General features: G+C 73.1%; 21 protein-coding genes and 1 pseudogene. 11 read left to right on the top strand and 11 right to left on the bottom strand.

Going from position 1 to position 23,606, the window contains the following annotated elements; genetic code table 11:
• Positions 1 to 15: 15 nt before the first annotated feature.
• Positions 16 to 2,157, top strand: a complete 2,142-nt coding sequence (locus BKA00_RS01180; protein ID WP_185023158.1) for an MMPL family transporter — start codon at positions 16 to 18, stop codon at positions 2,155 to 2,157.
• Here the strand turns inward: BKA00_RS01180 and BKA00_RS01185 are convergent.
• Complete coding sequence (locus BKA00_RS01185; RefSeq protein WP_185023159.1) at positions 2,144 to 2,812, bottom strand: TetR/AcrR family transcriptional regulator; 669 nt, start codon at positions 2,810 to 2,812, stop codon at positions 2,144 to 2,146. The genes BKA00_RS01180 and BKA00_RS01185 overlap by 14 nt on opposite strands.
• Positions 2,813 to 2,938: 126 nt before the next feature.
• Here BKA00_RS01185 and BKA00_RS01190 point away from each other — a divergent pair, with 126 nt between their 5' ends.
• On the top strand, positions 2,939 to 3,526 hold the full coding sequence (locus BKA00_RS01190; RefSeq protein WP_185023160.1) for an HAD family hydrolase: 588 nt from the start codon (positions 2,939 to 2,941) through the stop codon (positions 3,524 to 3,526).
• Here the strand turns inward: BKA00_RS01190 and BKA00_RS01195 are convergent, their stop codons facing one another.
• On the bottom strand, positions 3,527 to 4,597 hold the full coding sequence (locus BKA00_RS01195; protein ID WP_185023161.1) for a hypothetical protein: 1,071 nt from the start codon (positions 4,595 to 4,597) through the stop codon (positions 3,527 to 3,529). It abuts the gene before it with no gap.
• Positions 4,598 to 4,697: 100 nt separating this feature from the next.
• Here BKA00_RS01195 and BKA00_RS01200 point away from each other — a divergent pair, with 100 nt between their 5' ends.
• Positions 4,698 to 5,372 carry a hypothetical protein gene (locus BKA00_RS01200; protein ID WP_185023162.1) on the top strand — a complete coding sequence of 225 codons (675 nt, stop codon included), beginning with the start codon at positions 4,698 to 4,700 and terminating at the stop codon, positions 5,370 to 5,372.
• Between the two features lie 59 nt (positions 5,373 to 5,431).
• Here the strand turns inward: BKA00_RS01200 and BKA00_RS01205 are convergent, their stop codons facing one another.
• Both BKA00_RS01205 and BKA00_RS01210 read right to left on the bottom strand, forming a co-directional pair.
• On the bottom strand, positions 5,432 to 7,954 hold the full coding sequence (locus BKA00_RS01205) for a M14 family zinc carboxypeptidase (protein WP_185023163.1): 2,523 nt from the start codon (positions 7,952 to 7,954) through the stop codon (positions 5,432 to 5,434).
• 54 nt (positions 7,955 to 8,008) lie between these two features.
• The gene (locus BKA00_RS01210; protein ID WP_185023164.1) at positions 8,009 to 8,602 is read right to left on the bottom strand and encodes a hypothetical protein; all 594 of its coding nucleotides are present in this window, start codon (positions 8,600 to 8,602) and stop codon (positions 8,009 to 8,011) included.
• A gap of 199 nt (positions 8,603 to 8,801) precedes the next feature.
• On the opposite strand from BKA00_RS01210, the gene BKA00_RS01215 reads away from it, so the two are divergent.
• From BKA00_RS01215 to BKA00_RS01240, 6 genes are all read left to right on the top strand, one after another.
• On the top strand, positions 8,802 to 9,095 hold the full coding sequence (locus BKA00_RS01215) for a hypothetical protein (RefSeq protein WP_179278877.1): 294 nt from the start codon (positions 8,802 to 8,804) through the stop codon (positions 9,093 to 9,095).
• A 577-nt stretch (positions 9,096 to 9,672) separates the two neighbouring features.
• Positions 9,673 to 10,749 carry a sugar ABC transporter substrate-binding protein gene (locus tag BKA00_RS01220; RefSeq protein WP_185023165.1) on the top strand — a complete coding sequence of 359 codons (1,077 nt, stop codon included), beginning with the start codon at positions 9,673 to 9,675 and terminating at the stop codon, positions 10,747 to 10,749.
• A gap of 118 nt (positions 10,750 to 10,867) precedes the next feature.
• A complete protein-coding gene (locus BKA00_RS01225; protein ID WP_185023166.1) occupies positions 10,868 to 11,653 on the top strand; it encodes an ATP-binding cassette domain-containing protein in 786 nt (261 codons plus the stop codon).
• Positions 11,654 to 11,664: 11 nt separating this feature from the next.
• Positions 11,665 to 12,948: a sugar ABC transporter permease gene (locus BKA00_RS01230; RefSeq protein WP_185023167.1), complete on the top strand. Its 1,284-nt coding sequence runs from the start codon at positions 11,665 to 11,667 to the stop codon at positions 12,946 to 12,948.
• A gap of 218 nt (positions 12,949 to 13,166) precedes the next feature.
• Positions 13,167 to 13,925: an ATP-binding cassette domain-containing protein gene (locus tag BKA00_RS01235; protein WP_185023168.1), complete on the top strand. Its 759-nt coding sequence runs from the start codon at positions 13,167 to 13,169 to the stop codon at positions 13,923 to 13,925.
• Positions 13,925 to 15,145 carry an ROK family transcriptional regulator gene (locus tag BKA00_RS01240; protein ID WP_185033523.1) on the top strand — a complete coding sequence of 407 codons (1,221 nt, stop codon included), beginning with the start codon at positions 13,925 to 13,927 and terminating at the stop codon, positions 15,143 to 15,145. Before BKA00_RS01235 ends, BKA00_RS01240 begins: the two co-directional genes overlap by 1 nt.
• Here the strand turns inward: BKA00_RS01240 and BKA00_RS01245 are convergent.
• The 4 genes from BKA00_RS01245 to BKA00_RS01260 all read right to left on the bottom strand — a co-directional run bounded on the left by BKA00_RS01245 (position 15,123) and on the right by BKA00_RS01260 (position 19,212).
• Positions 15,123 to 15,668 (bottom strand): flavin reductase family protein, encoded by a 546-nt coding sequence (locus BKA00_RS01245; protein WP_185023169.1) that lies wholly within the window; start codon positions 15,666 to 15,668, stop codon positions 15,123 to 15,125. The genes BKA00_RS01240 and BKA00_RS01245 overlap by 23 nt on opposite strands.
• Positions 15,669 to 15,797: 129 nt before the next feature.
• Positions 15,798 to 17,003 carry a lysylphosphatidylglycerol synthase transmembrane domain-containing protein gene (locus BKA00_RS01250; RefSeq protein WP_185023170.1) on the bottom strand — a complete coding sequence of 402 codons (1,206 nt, stop codon included), beginning with the start codon at positions 17,001 to 17,003 and terminating at the stop codon, positions 15,798 to 15,800.
• A 334-nt stretch (positions 17,004 to 17,337) separates the two neighbouring features.
• Positions 17,338 to 17,607, bottom strand: coding sequence for a hypothetical protein (locus BKA00_RS01255; RefSeq protein WP_185023171.1), 270 nt, complete (start codon positions 17,605 to 17,607; stop codon positions 17,338 to 17,340).
• A 60-nt stretch (positions 17,608 to 17,667) separates the two neighbouring features.
• Positions 17,668 to 19,212, bottom strand: a complete 1,545-nt coding sequence (locus BKA00_RS01260) for a hypothetical protein (protein WP_185023172.1) — start codon at positions 19,210 to 19,212, stop codon at positions 17,668 to 17,670.
• A gap of 106 nt (positions 19,213 to 19,318) precedes the next feature.
• Here BKA00_RS01260 and BKA00_RS01265 point away from each other — a divergent pair, with 106 nt between their 5' ends.
• Positions 19,319 to 20,020 carry an HAD family hydrolase gene (locus BKA00_RS01265; RefSeq protein WP_185023173.1) on the top strand — a complete coding sequence of 234 codons (702 nt, stop codon included), beginning with the start codon at positions 19,319 to 19,321 and terminating at the stop codon, positions 20,018 to 20,020.
• 37 nt (positions 20,021 to 20,057) lie between these two features.
• Here the strand turns inward: BKA00_RS01265 and BKA00_RS01270 are convergent, their stop codons facing one another.
• The 3 genes from BKA00_RS01270 to BKA00_RS38555 all read right to left on the bottom strand — a co-directional run bounded on the left by BKA00_RS01270 (position 20,058) and on the right by BKA00_RS38555 (position 22,662).
• Positions 20,058 to 21,119: a TRM11 family SAM-dependent methyltransferase gene (locus tag BKA00_RS01270; protein ID WP_185023174.1), complete on the bottom strand. Its 1,062-nt coding sequence runs from the start codon at positions 21,117 to 21,119 to the stop codon at positions 20,058 to 20,060.
• Positions 21,120 to 21,212: 93 nt separating this feature from the next.
• Entirely contained in the window at positions 21,213 to 21,575 is a 363-nt protein-coding gene (locus BKA00_RS01275) for a hypothetical protein (RefSeq protein ID WP_185023175.1), read from the bottom strand.
• A 79-nt stretch (positions 21,576 to 21,654) separates the two neighbouring features.
• On the bottom strand, positions 21,655 to 22,662 hold the full coding sequence (locus tag BKA00_RS38555; protein ID WP_230299201.1) for a ferritin-like domain-containing protein: 1,008 nt from the start codon (positions 22,660 to 22,662) through the stop codon (positions 21,655 to 21,657).
• 345 nt (positions 22,663 to 23,007) lie between these two features.
• Here BKA00_RS38555 and rimP point away from each other — a divergent pair.
• A pseudogene (gene rimP, locus BKA00_RS01285) lies at positions 23,008 to 23,598 on the top strand (ribosome maturation factor RimP); the annotation flags it as partial.
• Between the last annotated feature and the right edge of the window lie 8 nt (positions 23,599 to 23,606).

The following is a 23,606-nucleotide window of genomic DNA, read 5'->3' on the forward strand; positions in this document are numbered from 1 at the left end:
GCGGAGGCGGTATCCATGAGACTCGCAAGGCTGGCCCGGTTCTGCTACCGGAGACGGCGCCTGACACTGGCGGGCTGGATCGTCGGCACGATCGCCGTCATGACGCTCGGCTTCGGCTTCGCCGCCGAGCCCCTCAACGACTTCTCCGGCGGCGGCTCCGGCTCGGCGAAGGCGTCGGATCTGCTGGAGGAGCACTTCCCCCAGCGCAGCGGCGACTCCATCACGCTGGCGGTGCACGCCGACGGCGGAGTCCGGGACCCGCGGGTGAAGGCGCGGGTCGAGCAGGCGATCGACAGGCTCGCCAAGACGCCGCACGTCGCGTCGGTGTCGTCCCCGTACGAGACGCCCGGGCAGATCTCCGGGGACGGGAGGACCGCGTTCGCCACGGGCGGCCTCGACATCTCGTCCGACGACATGCCGAGGACGGACGTGACCGCGCTCCTGGACGACGTGCGCGCCGACTCCGGGCCCGTCCGGATACAACTCGGGGGGTCGGCGGTGGACGCCGCCGAGACGCCGGGCGGCGGCCCGTCCGAGGGCATCGGCCTGCTCGCCGCCATCGTCATCCTGCTCGTCGCGTTCGGGTCGGTGCTGGCGATGGGGCTGCCCATCGTGACCGCGCTGTTCGGCATCGGCACCGGCCTCGCGCTGATCATGCTGCTCGGGCACCTGCTGCCCGCGCCCTCCTTCAGCCCCATCATCGCGGCGCTCATCGGGCTCGGCGTCGGCATCGACTACGCGCTGTTCATCGTCACCCGCCACCGTGAGGAGATGCACGCGGGCGCCGATCCCGAGGAGGCGGCGGTCACCGCCGTCACCACCGCCGGACGGGCCGTGCTGTTCGCCGGTACCACCGTCGTGATCGCGCTCATGGGCCTGTTCATCATGCAGCAGAAGCTGCTCAACGGCGTGGCGGTCGCGGCCGGCGTCGCCGTGCTGATGACGATGCTCGCCGCAGTCACTCTGCTGCCCGCCCTGCTCGGCTTCGCCGGGCACGCCATCGACCGGCTCCGCGTTCCCGGACTCGGCCGGGCCCGCCGCCCGCTCGCCGAGCGCTGGGCGCGGGTCGTCCAGGCGCACCCGGTCGTCGCCGGGCTGTGCGCGGCCGCCGTCCTGCTGGTCCTCGCCGTCCCCGCGCTGTCGATGCGGCTGAGCCTGCCGGACTCCAGCACCCAGCCGCACGACCACAGCGGCTACCAGGCCAGCCGGATCATGGCGGAGGGCTTCGGGCCCGGGACCGCCGCGCCGCTGGTCATCGTCACCGAGGGCGGCGGCCTCGCCGAGGCGGGACGGATCGCGGACGCGGTCCGCGCGACGCCGGGCGTCGCGGCCGTGCAGCCCCCGCGCCCGAGCCAGGACGGGAAGGCCGCCATCGTCATGGCGTTCCCGAAGACCGGCCCGCAGGACGAGCGGACGCCGGACCTCGTCCACACGTTGCGCGACGACGTCATCCCCGGAGCCGTCGCGGGCACGGGAGCCCGCGCCTACGTCGGCGGCCCGAACGCCGCCTCGATCGACTTCGCCGACAGCGTCTCCACCCGGCTGCCGCTGCTGATCGCCGTGGTCGTCGGCCTGTCGCTGCTGCTGCTCGTCGGGCTCGTCCGGTCGGTCACGGTGGCGGTGCAGGCCGCCCTGATGAACCTGCTGTCGATCGCCGCCGCCTACGGGGTGCTGACGGCCGTCGTCCAGTGGGGGTGGGCGGGACGCGCGCTCGGCTTCCCGACGGACATGCCCGTCACCACGTGGGTGCCGCTGATGATGTTCCCGATCCTGTTCGGGCTGTCCATGGACTACGAGGTGTTCCTCGTGTCCCGCATCCGCGAGACCTACGAGGAGGGCGTGCCCACCCGCGAGGCCGTCGCGCTCGGCCTGTCGCGCACCGCCCGCGTGATCAGCGCGGCGGCGGCCATCATGGTGATGGTGTTCCTGTCGGTGCTGCTCGGCGCGGACGTCGCCGTCAAGCAGATGGGGCTCGGCCTCGGCGTCGCGATCCTGATCGACGCGACCGTCGTGCGGCTGGTGCTCGTCCCGGCGCTGATGGAGCTGTTCGGCGAGGCGAACTGGTGGCTCCCCGGGCCGCTGCGGCGGCTCCTGCCCTCCCGCCCCGCGCGCGAGGCCGGGGCCGGCAGGGCGAGCCTGCGGGCTAGTGCAGGTTGATGCCGTCGAACATCACCTTGAGGTAGTGCTCGGCGAGCCCCTGGGCGTTCAGCCGGCCCCCGGGCCGGAACCAGCGGACGGCCACCCAGACGGTGTCGCGGATCATCCGGTAGGTCAGCTTCGGGTCGAGGTCGGGACGGAACAGCCCTTCCGCCTGGCCCGCCTGGAGCGTGGTGACCCACATCTTCTCGACCTCGTCCTCGGACTTGGTCAGGTAGGCGAACCGGTCCATGCCCCGCAGGTAGTTCCAGTCGTTCTGCATGACCGTGATCGCGGCGCGGTGCGGCTCCAGGGTGCCGAACGCGACCCGGACGAGCCCGGCGATCGTGTCCCGGGGGTTCTCGTTCTCGTCGATCACCGCCTGGTAGGCGGCCATGATCTCGGTGAAGAACCCGGACAGGATCTCGTCGACGATCGACTCCTTGGAGTCGAAGTGGTGGTAGAGGCTGCCGGACAGGATGCCCGCCTCGTCGGCGATGTTGCGGACGGTGGTGGCCTGGAACCCCTTCTCGGCGAACAGCTCGGCCGCGAGCCTGACCAGGTGGGCGCGCCGTTCGGACGCCAGCGCGGGGGCTCCGCGGCCGCGGCGGCGGGGCGCGTCCTCGCCGGCGCCGCGGGTTCTCGATCGTCCGGACTTGGCGCTCGTGGTCGTCACCCTCTCATTATGCCGTGTCGCCCAACCGCTTGCTCGATTCGGCGGCCGGACCAGCGTACGACGTGCAACAAGCGCTTGCTACTGAGGTTTCCCCGGGCCGCCGGCCGCGCCGATTAGGCTCGGGGCATGCCCGATGTGATCGTGTTCGACCTGTACGGAGTGATCGCCCGCACCCAGACGCCGGAGGCGGTGCGGCGGATCGAGGAGATCGCCGGGACGCCGGGGCCCGCGTTCTGGGACGCCTACTGGGCCTGCCGCCCCGCCTACGACGCCGGCCAGGAGAGCGCGGCCTACTGGGCGGACGTCGCGGACCGGCTCGGCGCCGCGTTCCCCGACGTCCCCGCGCTGACCGAGGCCGACCTCGACAGCTGGACCGACGTCGACGACGAGATGGTCGCCCTGGTCGGCGAGCTGGCCGACCAGGGACGCACGCTCGGGCTGCTCTCCAACATCATCGGCGACCTGGTGCCCCGCTTCGAGGCCCGGCACGGCGCATGGCTCTCCCGCTTCGACGAGCGCGTCTACTCCTGCCGCATCGGCGTCGCCAAACCCGACCCCCGCGCCTACGAGATCTGCGCCGGGCGCCTCGGCGTCGAGCCCGCGGACGTCCTGTTCTTCGACGACAACGAACGCAACGTCCTCGCCGCCCGCGAGACCGGCATGCGCGCCGAACTGTTCACCTCCCCGGCCCAGGTCCGCGCCCTCACCGCCTGACTAGGAGGGGGGCGGGAGCTCCCCGCCCGCCTCGGCCGCCTCGGCGAGGCGCTCGCGGAGGGTGCGCAGGAGTTCGTCGCCCTGCTCGGTCAGGCGGTCGATGGCGGGGAGCGCCAGGTCGTCGCGGACGGTGTCGGCCAGGAGCTCGTCGTACTCGTGGGCCTTCCGCGCGATCGACTCCAGGCGGCGCTGGGCGCGGAGCACCTCGTCGGCCGACGTGGCGCGCTCGGCGTAGCGTTCCAGGGCCTCGACGCGGCGCGTCACCGCCGCGACCGAGGCGTCGAGCTTGTCGCGCAGCGGCCGCAGCGCCGCCTCCACCTCGGGGAGCGTCTCGGTGCCGGCCATGTCGGCGTGGTCCGCGCGCAGCCGCGACTGCTTCGCCAGGACCTGCGCGATCTCCCACTCCTGGCGCGGCAGCGTGACCGCGTTGTCCACCGCGTCCAGCAGGCCCTCGCGGTTGACCTGCGAGTCGCGGACGGCGTCGACCGCGGCCTGGACGCGGGCCAGCAGCGCGCGGCCGTCGTCGTCGAAGTCCTCGGGGACGAGGTAGCGGTCGCGGCGGCGCTCCAGTTCCCGGGCGCGCCGCAGGTCCAGCGAGACCGACGGGGTGCCGAGCGCGACCAGCACCGCGAGCATGCCGAGGCCGATCAGCCACAGCGAGCCGAGGAGCGGGGAGCCGGCCAGGCCGAGGGCGAGCACCGACAGCGGCGCCAGCCACACCAGCGGCTTGCGGCGCGCGACGATCGTGTCCAGTTCGGCGCGCAGCGCCGGGTCGGCGACCGGGCGGAGCTCGGCCGGGGCCCCGTCCTCGGGGGAGCGGGGCGGCGCGATGCGCCGCCAGGACGTGGAGACGTGGGTCTCGAAGGCGAAGTCGGTCCGCGCGATCTCGATCTCGGTCGGGCCGGCGGGCAGCGGCCACGACCCCACGGGGTCGCCTCCGCCGGGGCCGGTGAAGCGCACCCACCAGCCGCCCTTGCCGTCCTCGCAGCGGTAGCGGCCGGGAGCGACGTCGATACCGACGAAGAACGTCCCGATTCCCGGTATGGAATCACTCCATGCGCCACTGGCCACCGGCGACCTCCCGTACCTGAACGACGTCCGGGGGACGGCAAGAGTTGCAGTACCCACTACCGCTCCCGGGAAGCGGAAGAGGGTTTGGAATACTCCACGGGTGCGACCCGACTATGACCCCCTTGACGACCCGCCTTGGGCGATGCAACTGGTGGTACGTGCCGAGAAGGCCGACCCGCCCGGTCACGACGCGGTCTGCGAGGCGGCGGCGACGGCGGTCGTCCGGCTGCTGACCGACCCGCGCGCCGCCGAGCCCGAGGGGGAGTGGCGGGAGGCCGTCCGGGAGTGGGAGTCGCGCCGGATCCGGAAGGTGACGCGGCGGGCCCGCGGCGTGCGCTGGCCCGAGGCCGAGGCGCTGCCCGGCGTCACGGTCCGGCACGCGGGCGCGCAGGTGCGGGCGTTCCCGCCGGGGCCGGTGTCGGACGTCCCGCCCCAGCTGGCCAAGCTCCAGGTGGCGGGCCTCGACCTGGCGGAGGCGCCGGAGCCCTCGGCGCCGCCCGGGCCCCCGTACGCGGTGGTCGCCCTCAACCCGGAGGTGACGATCACGACGGGGAAGGCCGCCGCCCAGTGCGGGCACGCCGCCCAGCTGCTGCTCCGCCAGGGGCGCCGCCGGCACGTGGCGGCGTGGGTCGAGGCGGGCGCCCCCGTCCACCTGGCGCGGGACGTGCCGTGGGCCCGGTGCGTGAAGGAGGCGGCCGTCGCGGTCAGGGACGGCGGTTTCACCGAGGTCCCGCCCGGCACGATGACCGCGATCGCCTGGCTGGTCATGAAGTAGGGCGCGGACGGCCCGTGGGCGCGGCGCGCCGGAACGGGCCGGCGCGCCGCGCGGGGCGGTCAGGGGAGGACGACCGCGACCGGGGTGATCCCGGCCTTGCGGATCAGGGACGGCAGGCGCCCGGCGAACGGGTGGTGGTCCGCCGGCAGGCCCTCGAGGTTGTCGATCACGTAGTGGGCGACGCCGCCTGCGCCGCGCCGTGTCCACGTCGCGCCGGCGGACCGCAGCAGGGCCTCGGTCCTCGCGGCGTCCGCGGCCCTGACCGAGACACGGATCGGCGACTCGTAGGACGGCAGCCGCGCCGCCTCCTGGGCCGCCTTCGCCGTCGCCGCCGCCTGCGGCGCCGCCGCGCGGGCCGGGTCGGGACCGAGGATCGCGTTGTAGAGCAGCTTGGCCGTCCCGTCGCTGAACGCGCGGAAGTTGGGCTCGGCGGCGAACAGCACGGACCGCCCCTTCCCGAGGGGCTGGTCGACGACCGCCGCGGTGCCGCCCAGCTCGGCCGCGCCGCGCTCGAACCCGGACACGAACCAGTCCGGCGAATCGACCGGCGGGTAGGACACGGCGACACCGCTGGACGCCTTCATGACCGGGTCGTAGGACGTGAAGTTCCACGCCGTCGCGCCGACGCCCTTCGCCAGCGGGCTCGCCCCGTCCACCTTCACGCGGAGCAGCGTGCCGGGGATGTCGGACGTCGGCTCCGCGAGCGTCGCGGTCGTCAGGCCGAGACGGGCCGCGAGCTCGGCGCCGCCCTGCCAGCCGATGTAGCGGCCGCCGTCGCGCGTCCACCGCTGGAGGGCGGCGCGTCCGGCGTCGCCGAGCGCCGTGTGGGCGGATGAGGCCGGGCCGTTCGGCGTGACCAGGACCTCGACGCCATCGAGCTTGCCGGCCGCGACGTCCGCCGGGGTGAGCAGCGTGAACGGCAGCTTCCAGTCGCGGTCGAGGCGGTGCCTCAGCCACCCGGCCGACTGCCGCGCGGACGACGACGTCCCCGACAGCTGGAGGACGCCCAGCCGGGGCGCCTTGCCCTCGTGCCCCGGACGCGCCTCCGGGAGCGTCCGCAGCGGGACGGACCGCGGGCGCAGGACGGCGCCGGACGACCCGCCGGACACGTTGCCCAGCAGGGGCAGGCTCCACGCCGTCACGTCGTAGAAGTACGGGAACGGCGTGTAGGAGTCCTCGTTCAGCATGGACTGGATCCAGTGCTTCTGGCCCTGCGCCATCGAGATCCAGTACGTGCCCGCGGGCAGTGTCGTCGCCGCCTCCGGGCGCCCGTAGGCCTTGAAGTCCGGGACGGCCAGCGGCCGGGCGAGCCTTTCGACGCGCACGCCCATGCGCTGCAGCCGCCGCACGATGAGCGCGGCCCCGGCGCGCTCGGCGGGGTCGTCGTCGCGCAGGAAGTAGTTCCGCACCTTCCGGTCCGGCACCTGGCGGTCGACCTTGTTCGGCGGGTTGTAGATCTGGTTGGGCTCCAGTTCGCCGGCCTTGCCCTGCGCGTAGGCGTCGACCGTCATCCGGCGCCACTCGGTGAGGATCCGGTGCCGGTTGCGCGCCGCCGCCGACAGCGACACCCACTGGGTGAGGTACTGCTCCTTCACCCGGTCCGGGTAGGGGCTCTCGTCGCCCTTCTCGTAGGTCATCCCGGCGGCGTGGAACGCGCTGGTCGGCACCGTGTCGCCGTAGCCCTGGTAGAAGAGGTCGTAGACGTCCCTGTTGAAGAAGTCGATGCCCTGCCGGGTGAACTCGGCCGCCATCGACGCGCCGTAGAGGTCGTTGATCCAGCCGATCGCCTGCTCGGGCGTCTCGTGGTAGATCGGGTCGGCGTTCGGCGGGAAGAAGAACGAGTCCCCGCCCATCTCGTGGGCGTCGATGTAGAGCGCGGGCGGGTACTGGTTCAGCATCGCGAGCTTGCCGTCGGTCTCCGGCTGCGTGCGCGCGAACCAGTCGCGGTTCATGTCGAAGCCGTAGGCGTTCTGCCGCGTCCCCAGGGTGCGCCCGTCCGGGTTCTGCGTCGGCAGGACGATCACGAGCGCGTTCGCGAGGATCCCGGTCGCGGCGCAGTCGGCCCGGTCGCCGAGGTCGCGCAGCACCCGCAGCGCCGCGTCCGTGCCGCTCGGCTCGTCGCCGTGGACGTTGCCGCTGACCCACAGGATCGGGACGCCGCGATCGGTGATCCGCTTGGCGAGCGCGGCCGGCGTGCGGGGGTCGCGCAGCAGGCCGGCCTCCCGCCGCACCCCGGCCAGCCCGGCCTTGGAGACCAGCTCGGGCCGTCCGGCGATCGCGTACTTCAGCGGACGCCCCTGCGCGGTGGCGGCCAGCGTCCCGGACACGACGCGCTCGCTCCGGGCGGCGACCGTCTCCAGGTAGGTGTCGGACTCGGCGGCGCTGACCGGCCGCTCACCGAGATCGAAGCCGAGGACCTGTTCGGGGGAGGGGACCTTGCCCCGGTAGACCGGTGCGGTCCGGGTCGGGTCGCAACCGGCCGCGGGCGCGGCGGGCAGCGCGGCGGCGGGCGGGGCGAGCGACGCCGGGACCGCCAGGGACGCGGCCATCACCACAGGCAGCGCCAGTTTTCGGGCTCTCATGAGGCACAACGTGGCACCCGCCGGAGACTCCACCAACGGCAACTTCTGCCAAGATCAGTCGCGCTTGGCCGGGCGCGCCCGGGGGCCGGTGAGGGCGGCGGCCCGGTTGATGGCCTGGAGCGCGAACTCCTGCGTCCAGGTCAGGCCGCCCGGACCGCGCGGGGACCCGTCCGGCGCGGGGCCCTTCGGCGCGCCCGCGAGCTGGGCCTTCGCGCTCAGCCCGTAGGAGAGGAAGAGCAGCACGACGAACGCCGCCAGGTAGGCCAGGTGCTCGACGAGGCCGCCCCACCTGCCGGTGAGGACGTCCAGGACGGCGAACATCGCGAACCCCGCCATCCACCCCGCCACCGGAGGGACCAGCAGCAGGTCGCGGCGCATGACCACGCCCGCCGCGGCGGCGAGCACCAGCAGGGCCTCGACCGCCTTGGCGATGACCAGGATCCCCGTGGCCGGGCCGGACCCGAAGTAGCCCTCCATCTCGTCCAGCCGGTCGCCCCACAGCGCCGCCGCGGTCGCGAGGGCCGCCGCGCCGTAGGCGATCACGAACACGCCGACCGCGTAGTGGAACCGGTGCCACGTCCGCGCGGCGCCGCGGGCCGGCGCTGCGGACGGCCCCGGACCTGGCTGGGCACCCGCGTCCACCGTCATCGTCAGCCCCCAAGTGCCGGTTCGTCTGCCAAGCGCAAGATATCCCGGATAGGGTCCCGTGGACCTCCGAAACGTGGTGCGCCTTCGCGGCCCGCCCCGTCGACCTCGCGGCCGGCAGGCCGGGGTGCTTGCGCGCGGGCGGGTGAAGAGGGAGGCTGAATCGCACGTCGGGCCGCACGGAGTCCGTGAGGGAACAAGGATGACGCCTGACGATACGGGAACAGCCGCGCCGTCGAAGACGCGGATCGAATATCTGGAAGAACTCGGCGAGGAGCTGGTCAAGCGCGGCCTCCGGGTGCGCCTCACCCTGCCCCGCGGCCAGTCGCCCAGCCTGCACGTGATGAATCCCGACGCCGCCGCACTGACCGAGAACATCCTGGCGGAGCAGGGCGCGGACGGCTGGTGGTACTGGTGGTCGTGGGCGGAGCGCATCGCGCCCGCCGCCGACGCCGCCGCGGCGGCCGACCGCGTCGCCCGCGTGCTGTCCGCGTGACCCGGGCCGCCGGAACCCATCACTCCACCTGACCGCGGCACGCGCCGGCTCTTGCGATCGCTTGAGCAACCGTCTCGGTGGCCGGCCCGCCCCGGCCCGCCATGCGTGGCACAGCGCGGTGGTGCGCTGGGCGGGGGCGCCCGCGTGCGTGGGGTGCTTGACGTGCGGTGATGCCTGGTGTGTTGCGCTGACCTGCGGATGCGGGGCCGGGGACGGTGCGCGGTGGCGGGCGTTCCGCGTGTGGAGCCGCCACCGGGGTGAGCCCTGGCTTGACGGCGGGTCGCGGTGAATGTTGATCCACGAAACATTTACGCCGACGTGGGTCTGCTGAGGCATGCCCGCGCGATGACCGACCTCCTCCTGCCGTCGCTTGGGTACCCCTTGTGTTCCACCCGTGTTGATCTCGTGTTACATGATTGTTACCGCCGACAACAAATGAACTTCGCCCGAAGTCTGGCGCGACGGACATGCGCGACGTAAGTTGCGGGACACAACATTCCCGTCGGTGCGGGTGATCTCGCTCACCGGCTACCACCCCCGGCCGCACGGCGGCCACCCCCCAGAAAGGACCCGGGCAATGCGCAAGGGGATCCTCAGCTTCTTGGCCGTCTCGACGGCGGCGGCGCTCAGCCTGACCGCGTGCGGCGACGGCGACTCCAACGACTCGGGCGGCTCCGGCTCCAAGGGCAAGGTCGGCGTGATCCTGCCCGACACGACCTCCTCCGTCCGGTACGAGAGCTTCGACCGGCCGTACCTGGAGCAGGCGTTCAAGTCCGCCGGCGTGGCCTACGACATCCAGAACGCCGAGGGTTCGACCCAGCGCTTCCAGACGATCGCCGACCAGATGCTCACCAGCGGCGTCACCGTCCTGGTCCTGGACGGCATCGACTCGAACTCCGCGGCCGCCGTGCAGCGCAAGGCGCAGGCCCAGGGCGTCAAGACCATCGACTACGACCGGCTCGCCCTCGGCGGCGTGTCCGACTACTACGTCTCCTTCGACAACGTGAAGGTCGGCGAGGAGCTCGGCAAGGGCCTGCAGAAGTGCCTCGGTGACAAGTCGGCCAACATCGCCTACCTCAACGGCGCCCCGACCGACAACAACGCCACGCTGTTCGCCAAGGGCGCCCACAACGTGCTCGACAAGGCCACCTCCTACAAGAAGGTCGCCGAGCAGCCCGTCCCGGACTGGAAGGCCGAGCAGGCCGCCACGATCTTCGAGCAGATGTGGACCGAGAAGGGCGGCAAGATCGACGGCGTGCTCGCCGCCAACGACGGCATCGGCAACGCGGTCATCTCGATCCTCAAGAAGAACAAGCAGGCCGGCAAGGTCTCCGTCACCGGCCAGGACGCCACGCTCGAGGGCCTGCAGAACATCCTCGACGGCAACCAGTGCATGACGGTCTACAAGCCGGTCAAGCAGGAGGCCGAAGCGGCCGCCAAGCTCGCCGTCTCCCTCATCAAGGGTGAGAAGGGCGAGACCAACGGCACCACGAACGACCCGGAGGGCAAGCGCGACGTGCCGTCGGTGCTGCTGACCCCGATCGGCGTCTTCAAGGACAACATCAAGCAGGTCACGGACGACGGGTTCGTCAAGAAGGAAGACCTGTGCAAGGGCGCGTACGCGGCCAAGTGCAAGGACGCGGGCATCCAGTAGGAGCCCGACCTCACTCCGTGGCGGGCCCCTCCCCGCTGAGGGCGTCCCGGCCTCCCGGAAACACGGGACGCCAGGGGCCCGCCACGGGCTAGACGCCCGAACCTCTGGAAGGAAACTCGTGGCTGAAAAAGGAGACCCCGTCCTCCGCCTGACCGGGCTCAACAAGAGCTTCGGACCCGTCCATGTCCTGCATGACGTGGACTTCTCCGTGCGCCTGGGCGAAGTGATGGCCCTCGTCGGCGACAACGGCGCCGGCAAGTCGACTCTGATCAAGTGCATCGCCGGCATCCACCCCATCGACTCGGGGCAGATCGAGTTCGAGGGCAAGCCCGTCACGGTCGACGGACCGCGCACCGCCTCCGCGCTCGGCATCGAGGTCGTCTACCAGGACCTCGCGCTCGCCGACAACCTCGACATCGTGCAGAACATGTTCCTCGGCCGTGAGCGGCGCAAGGGCATCGTGCTCGACGAGCCGTCCATGGAGGAGGCGGCCCGGGAGACCCTCGCCCGGCTCTCGGTCCGCACCGTCAAGTCCGTCCGGCAGCAGGTGGCGAGCCTGTCCGGCGGGCAGCGGCAGACCGTCGCCATCGCCAAGGCGGCGCTGTGGGAGTCCAAGGTCGTCATCCTGGACGAGCCCACGGCCGCGCTCGGCGTCGCCCAGACCCGGCAGGTCCTCGACCTCGTCCGGCGCCTCGCCGACACCGGCCATGCCGTCGTGCTCATCTCGCACAACATGAACGACGTGTTCGAGGTGGCCGACCGCATCTCGGCCCTCTACCTCGGCCGGGTCGCCGCGGACGTGGCCACGTCCGAGGTGACCCACGGCCAGGTCGTGGAGCTCATCACCGCCGGCCGTTCCGGTGATCTCGGCCTCGCGCCGCAGACCGCCGCCGAGAGCATCTGAAAGGGGACCAGATGTCCACTGACGCCCCCCAAAGCAAGGAGGCCGCCGTGAAGCTGGCGGACTCGGACTTCTCGAACGACCGGCGCAAGCATGACATGAACTCCGCGCTGCTGGACTACTGGCACAAGATCAAGGCCGGTGAGCTGGGCGCGCTTCCCGCGATCCTCGGACTGATCGCGCTGATCGCGCTGTTCACGGCCCTGAAGCCGGAGACCTTCCTCAGCAAGGGCAACATCGCCAACCTGGCCACCCAGGCGCTGCCCATCACGATCCTCGCCATGGGTCTCGTCTTCGTCCTGCTGCTGGGCGAGATCGACCTGTCGGCCGGAGTGGCGAGCGGTGTCTGCGCCACCGTGATGGCCAAGCTGATGGCCGACTCGGGTCAGCCCTGGTACGTCGCGGTGCTCGGGGCCATCGCGATCGGCGTCGTCATCGGCACCGTGATCGGCTGGCTCGTCGCCTTCCTGCGCATCCCCTCGTTCGTGGTGACACTGGCGTTCTTCCTCGGCCTCCAGGGCATCACGCTGTGGCTCATCGGCGAGGGCGGGACGGTGCCCGTCCGCGACGACTTCGTCGTGGCGCTCTCGAACAAGAACATGCCGATCTGGCTCGGCTGGGCGCTCTCCATCGCATGCGTCGTCGCCTACACCGCGACGCTGCTGCTGCGCTGGCGCCGCCAGAACGTCCGCAACCTGCACTCCAAGCCGCTGGGCTTCGTGATCGCCCAGTGCGCCGTCGTCGCGGCCGCCCTGCTGATCAGCACCTACGTGCTGAGCCTGGACCGCGCCCCCAGCCCGCTGATCACCCTCGGCGGGATCCCGTGGGGCGTGCTGCTCGTCGGCGCCCTGCTCGTCATCTGCACGTTCGTGCTCGGCCGCACCGGTTACGGGCGGCACATCTACGCGGTGGGCGGCAACGCCGAGGCCGCCCGCCGGGCCGGTATCAACGTGACCCGCATCCGGATCTCCGTCTTCATGATCGCCTCCGCGCTGGCGGCGATCAGCGGCATCGTCGCGGCGTCCCGCCTCAACTCGGTCGCCACCGACGCCGGCGGCGGCAACACGCTGCTGTACGCGGTGGGCGCCGCGGTCATCGGCGGAACCAGCCTGTTCGGCGGGCGCGGCAAGGCACGCGACGCCGTGCTCGGCGGCCTCGTCATCGCGCTGATCGCCAACGGACTGGGACTGCTCGGCACCAAGGCCTACCTCAGCTACCTCATCACCGGGGTCGTGCTGCTGTTCGCCGCGAGCATCGACGCCCTGGCGAGGCGCCGCCGGTCCGGCGCGGGCAGATGACCCGGTGGACCCGGTAACCCCGTGAGCGCGGTGACCCCGTGAGCGCGGCCGGAAGCGCCCGGGAGTCGGTGGCCCGCCCCACCGGCTCCCGGGCCTGGCCGCAGACCCCGTCGGGCAGGCCTTCCGACGGGGCCCGGCCGTGGAATCCGACTGCTACGCTCACTCACGACGACCGCCAGGCGCGCGGCGGCGGTGCGGCACGGTGGGAGCCCCTCGGCATGTCAGTGACGCCTGTTCTGGACCTGCGCGGTATCGACAAGAGCTTCGGCTCCGTGAAGGTACTGCAGGACATCGCGTTCTCCGCCTATCCGGGCGAGGTCACCGCGCTCGTCGGCGACAACGGCGCCGGCAAGACGACCCTGGTCCGGTGCATCGGCGGAATCCACTCCTTCGACAAGGGCGAGTACCGCTTCGAGGGCAGGCCGGTCCGGGTCGGGTCCCCCCGCGACGCCAGCCGCCTCGGCATCGAGATCGTCCACCAGGACCTCGCCCTCTGCGAGAACCTCGACATCGTCCAGAACCTGTTCCTCGGCCGTGAGGAGCGCCGCGGGCTCGCCCTCGACGAGACCTTCATGGAGGAGCTGGCGCGCACCACGCTGTCGGGCCTCGCCGTCCGCACGATGGGCTCGGTCCGGCAGCGGGTCTCGAACCTGTCGGGCGGGCAGCGGCAGACCGTCGCGATCGCCCGCGCCGTGCTGTGGGACAGCAAGCTCGTGGTGCTGGACGAGCCCGCCGCCGCGCTCGGCGTCGCCCAGACCCAGCAGGTCCTGGAGATGGTCCGGCGGCTCGCCGACAAGGGCCTCGCCGTCGTGCTCATCTCGCACAACATGAACGACGTGTTCGCGGTCTCCGACCGGATCGCCGCGCTCTACCTCGGCCGGATGGTCGCCCAGGTCCGCACCGCCGACGTCACCCACCGGCAGGTCGTGGAGCTGATCACTTCGGGCTCCAGCGGAGAGCTGGGGCTGCGCCCATGATGAAGGCGGGCCCGTCACAGGAGGACATCCGGCGCCACAACCTCGGGACGCTGCTGCGCTTCGTGCACCTGCGCGGCCCCGCCTCCCGGGCCGTCCTCGCCGAGTCCCTGGGCCTCAACCGCAGCACGATCATGGCGCTGACGTCCGACCTCACCTCCGCCGGGCTGGTCCGCGAGGAGCTGCCGCGCGGCCCGGGACGCCGCGCCGGACGGCCGTCGCTCGTGGTGCGGCCCGAGTCCACCCGCGTCTACGTGCTGGCGTTCGAGGTCGGGGTCGACCGGCTCGTCGTCGCGCGCGTCGGCCTCGGCGGCGTCGTGCTGGACCGGCGCGAGGGCGTCCGGGCCCGCGGGTCCGATCCCGCCGACCTGCTCGGCGTACTCGTGGCGGGCGCCCGCTCCCTGGTCCGCAAGGCCGAGCGCGACGCCGTCTGCGTCGGCGCGGCCCTCGGGTTCCCCGGTACCGTCCGGCGCTCCGACGACTCGATCATGTTCGGGCCGAACCTGGACGTGGGCGGGCTGCGCCTCGGCGACGCCCTGTCCCGCCGCCTCGGCCTCGGCATCCCCGTCTCGGTGTGCAACGACGCCAACCTCGGCGCGCTCGCCGAGCACGAGCGCGGCGCGGGGGTGAGCTGCGACAACCTCATCTACCTGCACGGCGACGTGGGCGTCGGCGGCGGCATCATCGCGCACGGCCGGCTGCTCGGCGGCGACGAGGGGTTCGGCGGCGAGATCGGGCACATGGTGATCAATCCCGGGGGACGGCCCTGCGCCTGCGGCTCGAAGGGCTGCCTGGAGGCCGAGGTGGGGGAGCGGACGCTGCTGGACCTCGCCGGCCGCGAGGAGATCCCCGGCCAGCCCGGGCGCGACGCGGTCCGCGCCGTCGTCGCCGCCGCCGACGCGGGCGACATCAAGGCCCGGGAGGCGCTGCACCGCGTCGGCAACTGGCTCGGCCTCGGCGTCTCTAACCTCGTGAACCTCTTCAACCCCGGCCTGGTCATCTTCGGCGGCACGCTCCGCGACATCTTCCTGGGCGCCGCCGCGCAGATCCGCAGCGTCCTGGCGACCAGCGCCCTCGCCGCCCCCCGCGAGAAGGTCAAGCTCCGCACCGCCACCCTGGGCGACGACACGACCCTGGTCGGCGCCGCCGAGTTCGCCTTCGCGGAGGTGCTCTCCGACCCCGTCCAGGTCCTGACGCGGCTCAGAGCCCCTGAGACGGTGTGAAGCGCGTGACGGCGCCGTAACCGCTCCGGTAGAAGACGAGGGGCCCGGCGTCGTGGTGTTCCGCCAGGTCGTGGGCGCGGGCGACGACGATCAGATGGTCGCCGGCGACGTGCTCCTGCTCGACCGAGCACTCGATCCACGCCAGCGCGCCGTCGATCAGGGGAGCGCCGCCGGGGCCGTGCGCCCAGGGGACGCCGGCGAACTTCTGCGGGCCGCTCCCGAAGGCCAGCCGCTCGGAGACGTCCCGCTGCGACTCGGCCAGGATGTTGACGCACAGGCGCGCGGCGGTGCGCATGACCGGCCACGTCGTGCTGGTGTGCGCCACGCAGAACGCCACGAGGGGCGGGTCGAGGGAGACGGACGTGAACGAGTTCACGGCCAGGCCCGCCGGGAGTCCCGACGCGGGATCGAGCGCGGTGACGGCGACCACGCCGGTCGGGAACCTGCCCAGCACCGAGCGGAACGCGGCCGGGTCGAGGCCGGTCGCCGAGGGGCCGGACGAGCGGTCGGGCGATCCGTGCATTGGAGTCCGTTCCATGGGCGGGGGTGCGTCGACGTCCACTAAAGCCCCTGCCGCGGCGCGCTGATTCCCCTGGAGGCCGATCTCGGTCGAAGGTCCCGGTCCGGGGTCGGTCCGCGGACGGAGCCCGCGCTACGGCCGCGGCGCCTCGGCCGGGGTCTGGGCCGGGACGGCGGCGTAGGGGGTCAGGAGCGCCGCCGCGGACATGCCGTCCATGATCAGGCGGCCGGTACCGGCCAGGTGCGCCTTGGCGCGGGCCGGGACGCGCGGCCCCTCGTGCAGCCCGACCCAGGCGACCCAGCCGACCGCGACGACCGCCCAGTAGGACACGAGCCGGTACAGGCCGACGGCCGCGGCGGCGGGCGACAGCGTCGCGCCGAACGCGACCAGGGACGCGGCCATGCTGCCCTCGATGGCGCCGAGGCCGCCGGGCAGCAGCGGGAGCAGGCTTCCCGCCGCCTGGGCGGCGAAGTAGGCGAGGGCGACGCCGTTCGGCGCGACGTCGATGCCGACCGCGTGCGACGCCGACAGCAGCGCCAGGATGTCGAACACCCAGTTCAGCAGGGCCAGCGCGGTGAGCGCGGCCCAGTCGCGCAGGGTCGGCCGCAGGATGTCGCGGGCGCCGGCCAGCCGCTCCGCGTACGGAGAGATCTTCGGATGGGCGAGCGCGGCCCGGTGGGCGCGCCGCAGCGGCGCCGTCAGCAGGTCGCGCAGCGGGCGCCGCCGCAGCGCGGGGACGAGCAGCACGGCCAGCACGAGCGGGACGGTGAGGGCGAGCAGCGCGAAACCGCGCGCGTAGGGGTCGGCCACCAGCGCCAGGAGGGCGATCAGGGAGTAGGCCGTGGTGGTGATCACTCCGCCGGCCAGGATCACCGCGGTGGCGAGCTGCGCCGAGGCACCCGCGCGGCGGAACTGCCGGAACGTGTAGACCACGCTCACCGCCGGGCCCGCCGGCAGCGTCGTGGACAGGGCGTTGCCCGCGTAGGTGATCGCGAACGCGCGGCGCAGCTGCATCCGCAGCCCGCCGACGCGCAGCAGCCGGCGCTGGAGCCGGGCGAACGCGCCCATCGACCCCGCCACGGCCAGCACGACCATGGTCAGCCAGCCCGGGTCGGCGTGCGACGCCGCCCGCCAGATGGCGCCGAGGTCGGGGAGTTCGTCGCGGTAGAGGGGGAGTGCGGCGAGGGCGCCGAGGACCAGCGCCCACTGGACGATCAGGCCGGCCCTGCGCCGCCACCACGGGCGTGCGACGGCGCGTTCGTCAGGCTCGTCATGGAGGGGGAACGGCGGGTCGGCTTCGGCCGGGGGGCGGACCGGTGCCGTGACTGTCTCATGCATGTCCCGGTCACCTCGCAAGCTCGCCCGCCATGCGCAACCTACGGCCCGGGTAGGACATTCCCTGGAGATGGGAAACGAACCGCAAAGTGACGTGCGCCACGCCCGTCGCGAGCGGCGATCAGCGGGCTGATCGAAGACCTGTCGCTGTGCTCTGCCAGATGGTCATTTGATGTCCGACATTTCCCTTCTGCCCTACGTTCCTGCCCACTCTTCCGGAAGGGACGCCCTTCCGGCGGGCAAAGGCCGGGCACGCCCGCGGACGTGCCCGGCCCCGAGGCGGCGGAGGCGACGGCGGCGCCCGCACCGCGCACCGGTGCGGGCGCCGCCGTCGTGGTCAGGGCCTGCGGGTGGGGTTGACCGCGTCCTCCTCGGCCGGCGTGATCGGCGTGGGGCGCTCCTCGTCCCCCTCCCTCGCGGCCTGCCGCTCGTACTCGGTGACGCCGAGGCCGTCGCGGCTCTCCTCGGGCTCCTCGATCCTCAGCTCCTCGGGCGGGTCGTTCACATATTCCTCGGTCAGGGCGATCTGCTCGTCCTGGGTGTTGTCTCCCATGTCATCGATGTCCTCGCGGAAGTCGCGGGACTCACCGGGCTCGCGTGCCCTCATGACTCCTCCCGGTCCGGCTCGGGTTCGCTGATCGGACCGGTATCCCCGATGACCGGCGCCCTACTCCCCGTCGCGGACGGCGACGAGCCCGCCGACGACGCCGACGTAGGCGGTCCCGTCCGGGCCGATGGTGACGGGCGCCCAGCTGTTGTCGAACCACTTGCCCGTGCCGGTGAGCACCTTGTAGACCGTCCGGCCCGTGTGGACGTCCACCGCGGTCAGGTACCACGCGTCGATGAGATCCTTGCGCGGCTCCTTCGTGTAGAGGTACAGCAGCCCCGCGGGCACGGAGACCTTGGAGACGGTGGACGGGGAGCGCTCCGCGCTCGTCCAGACCGTCTCGCAGCCCGTCCCGTCCGCCTTCACGTCCACGCGGCTGACCCCGCCGACCGACGACCCGCCCGGCGGCAGGTCGAAGAAGTTGCGGTAGCCGTAGTTGTTCTCGACGAACAGGCTGCGGCCGTAGCCGATGAGCGAGTTGTCCGTCGCGCTCGCCCCGCTTCCGAACACCGGGACCTGGCAGACGAGCCCGCCGTCGTCCGCGCGGCGGACGATCACGTGCATGCGGTCGTCGGCGTTGTCGGTGACGGCCACGTAGCCGTCGCCGAAGAACGTCGGGGTCGTCCCCGACCCCTGGTCGATCTGGCCGGGCTTGCGCCCGCTGCCCCGGTCGTAGGGCTGCCGCCAGACGATCTCCGGGGTCCCGTCCGCGCCCGCCCGCATCCGGTAGAGCGCGTGGTCGGACACGACCGAGACGCCGTTCTCGGCGGCCGCGAACGAGTTCTGGACGCCCTCGCCCCCCAGCCGCGTCATCCGGACGGCCCCGGACCCGGGGTCCACCGTCCCGACGCGGCCGCCTTTGGTGATCCACCAGATCAGGCCGTTCCAGTCGGGCCCGACCGCGGTGACGGGGTCGCATTCCCCCATCGGCCACGGGTTGGTCCAGGTGGCGCAGTCGTGGGGGAGGTGGGCGCGGAGGTCCCAGTCGTCGGTGACCGTGAAGCGCCACTTGCCGTCCGGGCCCTTCTCGTGCGCGAAACGGCGCAGATGGAAGGCCGAGTCCGCCAGCACCGCGCGATCCTGCGGGTCCAGGTAGTAGTACGCCCCTCCCGAGGTGTCGGTGAACACCGTGTCGAGGCTCAGCGAGAACACCGCCTGGACGGTGGACGGCCTGGGCGGCAGCTCGTAGGTCGCGAGGTCCTTCAGCGTCCTCGGATCGATCAGCCGCAGCATGAGGTTCTGCCCGCGCGTGCACTGCGCGACGATCAGCCCCGTCCGGCGGGCGAACGTCACCGTCGAGCACAGCCCCGGCAGCCCGCCGCCCTTGGCCTCACCGAGCACCCGCGGATCGCGGCCGAGCGGGCCCATGAACGGATATGTGTCGGAGGCGTGACTGTCGGCGTGCATGGACGACGTGCCCACCGGCCCCTGGTGCGGGTTGGCGGGGACGGGCCGCCCCGCCAGGGGCACGGGGGTGGCGGGCGCCCCGACGTAGGCCGGGACGAGGCCCCTGCCAGGGCCGTCGGGGATCGGATCGGCCGCCGCCGGGACCGCCGTGCCCGTCAGGACGGCGGACAGGACGGCGGCGAGCAGGGATCTGCGCATGGAGGGCTCCTTGACCGGACATGGGTGGCCCCGGTCGCGCCCTCCGGACGACCACCGCGTCGAAAGGGTGATCGTCCGCCGCGCCCCGATGGTTACGATCCGGGGCATGGGCGTACAAGCTGTGATCTTCGATTGGGGCGGCACGCTGACCCCCTGGCACGACCTCGAACTCGCCGACATCTGGCGCACCGTCTGCGCCGCCCACCTCCCCCCGGACGCCGTCGAGAAGACCGTCGCGGCCCTCGTCGCCGCCGAGGACGAGCTGGGGCGCCGCGGCGCCGAGGAGCACCGCAGCGCCACGCTCGCCGAGGCGTTCGCGATGGCCGGGTTGGAGCCGACCGAGGCCCTGCTGGACACCCACTTCGAGACGTGGACCCCGCACACCCACACCGACCCCGCCGTGCCCGGCCTGTTCGCCGCCCTCCGCGAGCGCGACATCAAGATCGGCGTACTGTCCAACACCATCTGGTCCCGCGAGTGGCACGAGCGCGTCTTCGCCCGCGACGACGTCCTCGGCATGCTCGACGGCGCCGTCTACTCCAGCGAGATCCCCTGGACGAAGCCGCACGCCGAGGCGTTCCGCGCCGCCATGGACGCCGTCGGCGCCACCGATCCGGGCTCCTGCGTCTTCGTCGGCGACCGGCCGTTCGACGACATCCACGGAGCCAAGGCGGCCGGCCTGCGGGCCGTCCAGATCCGGCACCAGACCACCCACGCCTTCGAACGCCCGGGGCTCACGCCGCCCGACGCCGTCATCCACGAGCTGGAGGAACTGCTCCCGCACGTGGAGCGCTGGCACTCGGCCTGAGCGGCGCCCAGTCTGGGCGGCACCCGGTCCGCGGCACTCAGCCCGAGGGCTTGGCCGCCACGATGAGGTCGCGGGAGATGGCCTGGTCGACGCGATGGCGGAAGCCGCGGTAGGCGTCGGAGTCCCGGACGTCCAGGCCGCTGGAGGCGAGGATCTCGGCGAGCTGCTCGCGGCGGCCGACGAAGGTGTTCCAGGAGATGCCGACGGCGCCGCCCGGACGCAGCAGCCGCGCCCACTCGGGCACGGCGGACGCCAGCAGCTCCACGGGGCTGCGCGACAGCCGCGGCCCGCCCTTGCCGGGCTGCGCCCCCTTGGAGCGGCTGCCGTGCTGGACGCCGTAGGGGGCGTCGGTCACGATCAGGTCGAACGACGCCGGGCGGAAGAACCTGCCGGCGCCCAGCGAGTCGGCGTTCACGACGGTGATCTCCATCGTCTCGCCGCTCTTGTAGCGCTCCTTGGACACGCCGAGCGTCACGTGCAGGCGGCGCCCGAGGACGGCCTTCTCGCGGCGCACGTTGGCGATCTCGGCCTGGTGCTTGACCCGGTTGTTCTTCAGCCAGGTCTTGACGAAGGCCGCGTAGGCGTCGAAGTCCTTGCCGTCGACGTCCATCCCGGCGGAGTCCAGCCCGTACATCATGGCCTGGTTGAGCGTCGTCCCCCGCCCGCACATCGGGTCGAAGACGCGGGGGCGCCCGTCTATCAGGTCCATGGGGGAGTCGGTCGCCATCGCGGTGACGTTCAGCAGCAGCTTGGTGAAGTACTCGTTCGTCTTGCCCGAGTACTTCTGGATGGTGAGCAGGTCGCTGCCGAACAGGTCCAGAGGCTGGAGCGCCACCGGGCGGAGCAGATCGCCCTCGATCTGGAAGAGCGCGTAGAGCGACGACAGGTTCGACAGGAGACGCATGTCCTTCTCCGTCAACCCGTCGGCGGAGAACGTCACGTAGGGGACGCCCCCGATCGCGGTCTCCTCGATGTCGCGGACGCGTCCGCCGAGAGCCCGCTCGCTGAACACCGCCAGCTCCGCCTTCACCAGGTCGGCGGCGGCCTGGGCATAGACCCGGTTGTGCGAGGGGGAGACGAGAAGGCCGTACGCGGTCATTTGGTGGACCCTACTGGACCCCGAGGGCGGAGACCGCCGTAAAGGTGCGTCCGGCGGCCTCCGCGTGGCCCTTGGCCGGGTGCTCCGGCCGGGTCAGGCCGCTCGCGCCGCGCGGTCCGCCGGCTTCTCGCCGTTCTGGGCCGGAGGCTCCGGATCGGGATCGGCCGGAGCGGCGGGCAGGGCCCGCGCCTGCTGGGCGGCGGGCAGCTCCGGCGCGTCCGGGCCCTCCACCGGAGGAAGATCCGGAAGGTGCCGCGCGGCGGCGTTCAGCAGTTCCCCGACGCGGCTCCTGAGGCTGGCGAGGTCGGCCCGCGCGACGTCCGCCTGCGCCTGCGCCCTGCGCGCCTGGCGCCGCGCGGCGTCGCGCTCGGCCGCCAGCCGCGTCAGCTGCTCGTGGTAGGCGGCCCGCAGCTCGTCGAGGGCGCTCGTCCTGCCCGCCTGCGGATTCGTGGTCACGTGGGCTCCCTCCCCCGAAGTCATCCCGTAACGGGACTAACGTCGCTGATCGGACGCTTCGTTCCCGTCGTGCCGAAGATCACTCACCCGGTTCGGGACGGGGGGACAGCGCCGCGGACGGCAGCCCGGGGAACGCCTCCGACGGCGCCGCGGCGCCCGACCTGGACCGCCAGCGCGCCGCCCACGCCGAGGCCCGCTGCGCGCTGTCGGCGGCGAAGGCGCGCAGGTCGGGGGAGGAGACGCCCGCGAGACCGACGTAGGCCGGCACGAGCCCGCTCTCCAGCGCCGCCGCGAGCTGCGCGGCGCCCCGGGCGGAGGAGACCTGGACGGGCAGCCGGTAGGCGGTCGCCGCGGCGACCGGCGCGACCGACAGGAACGAGACGAGCTGGTCCCGCCGGGCGCGGTGCACGTTCCACAGGTCCTTCGCGGTCTGCCGGAGCGTTCCGCGGAGGCGGGCCCCGAGCACCCCGTACCCGTAGACGGCCGCGTGCTCGGCGGCCAGCGCGGTCTGCAGGGCCTCGGCGTCCGACCTCGACCGGACGGCCGGCGCTCCGCCCTTGACGGTCATGGCGTGGCCCGCCTCGCAGGCGCCGATGCTGGCCAGCAGCTGCGCGAGCGCCGGACCGGCCTTGGCGGCGTCGGCCATGCGCCCCCGCGCCGCGCGGTCCTCCATGTCGCGCAGGGCGGCGAGCCCCGCGGCGCCCGCGGGGACCCGCGCCGCGACCGGCGAGGGGACGGCGCCGCCCTCGTCCGCCCGGTTCCCCGAGCCCGGGACGTAGTGCCGCTTCAGGACGGCCAGATGCCTGCGGTGATGGGCGAGGACGGGGTCGAGCCGCGCGGCCTGGGAGGCGTTCGCGGACCGCGCCGCCTCGTACGCGGCGACCAGGTTCTGCTCGGCGGCGATGGCGCCCACCAGCGTCGCAACGTCCTCGCGCGGGGCGGCCTGCGCCGCGCAGGACGCGATCCACGGCAGCGCCGGCACCGCGCCGCCGCCCAGCAGCGCGGCCCGGCCGAGCAGCGCGCGGCGTGACAGCGCCTGCGTCGAGCGTGACGTCGCCTGCCCCGGCGGCGGTGCGGCCTCTGGCAAAGGGAGTCTCCTCACCCGGTTGCGGAGGTGGCGGCGGCCCGCTGCGGCCGCGGTCTCCGGACGCGCCCATCAGGCCAGCTCAAGCATTCCATATCCGCCGCGCCGGAGAGGCGCCGGAAAGACCGCTGCGGTCCCCGGCTGTCGATAGTCTTGAGGTGTCGGCGGACGAGCGGCGACCCCGCCGTCGCCAGACGCACGAACAGATCGCAGGCGCACAACAGGAGGAGGAACCCCATGAGCGTCGAGTCCCGTGGCGGCCGCGCTCAGGGGAGGCGCGGCCGGCAGGAGGAGGCGGCCCCGCCGCGCGACGCCGCCCGGCCGAGCCGCGACGCGGCCGCCGCGGCCCTCTCCGAGCTGCTCGCGCCCGTGATGGCCGAGGCCGGCTACGACCTTGAGGAGGTCGACGTGCGGCCCGCCGGCCGCCGGCGGCTCGTGCGGGTCGTCGTCGACGCCGACGGCGGGATCGGCCTCGACGACATCGCCCGGCTGAGCGAGACGACCTCCGAGCTGCTCGACGGGTCCGACGTCATGGGATCCTCGCCCTACGTGCTGGAGGTGACCTCGCCGGGCGTCGACCGCCCCCTCACCGAACCGCGGCACTGGCGCCGCGCCGTCGGCCGGCTGGTCGTCGCCCCCCTGGCCGAGGGAGGCCAGATCGAGGGCCGCGTGGTGGCGGCCGACGACGAGGCCGTGGAGATCGACGTCGTCCAGAAGCGCCGGGGCAAGGGAGCCGGGGCGGGCGGCGGCAAGGCCGCCGGGTCGGGGTCCTCCGCCGGCGGGGCCGGGAAGCCGTCCTCCTCGAAGGGGAGGACGTCCGGGCCGGAGACCGTCCGGCGCCGGTTCGGCCTCGGCGAGCTGGGGCGCGGCCGCGTCCAGGTGGAGTTCACGCCTTCGCCGCCGGCCGAGGAATCGCGTTCTCCGGCTGAGCCGGACTAGAGGGGGGA

This window comes from Actinomadura coerulea (genome assembly GCF_014208105.1).
Taxonomy (GTDB): domain Bacteria; phylum Actinomycetota; class Actinomycetes; order Streptosporangiales; family Streptosporangiaceae; genus Spirillospora; species Spirillospora coerulea.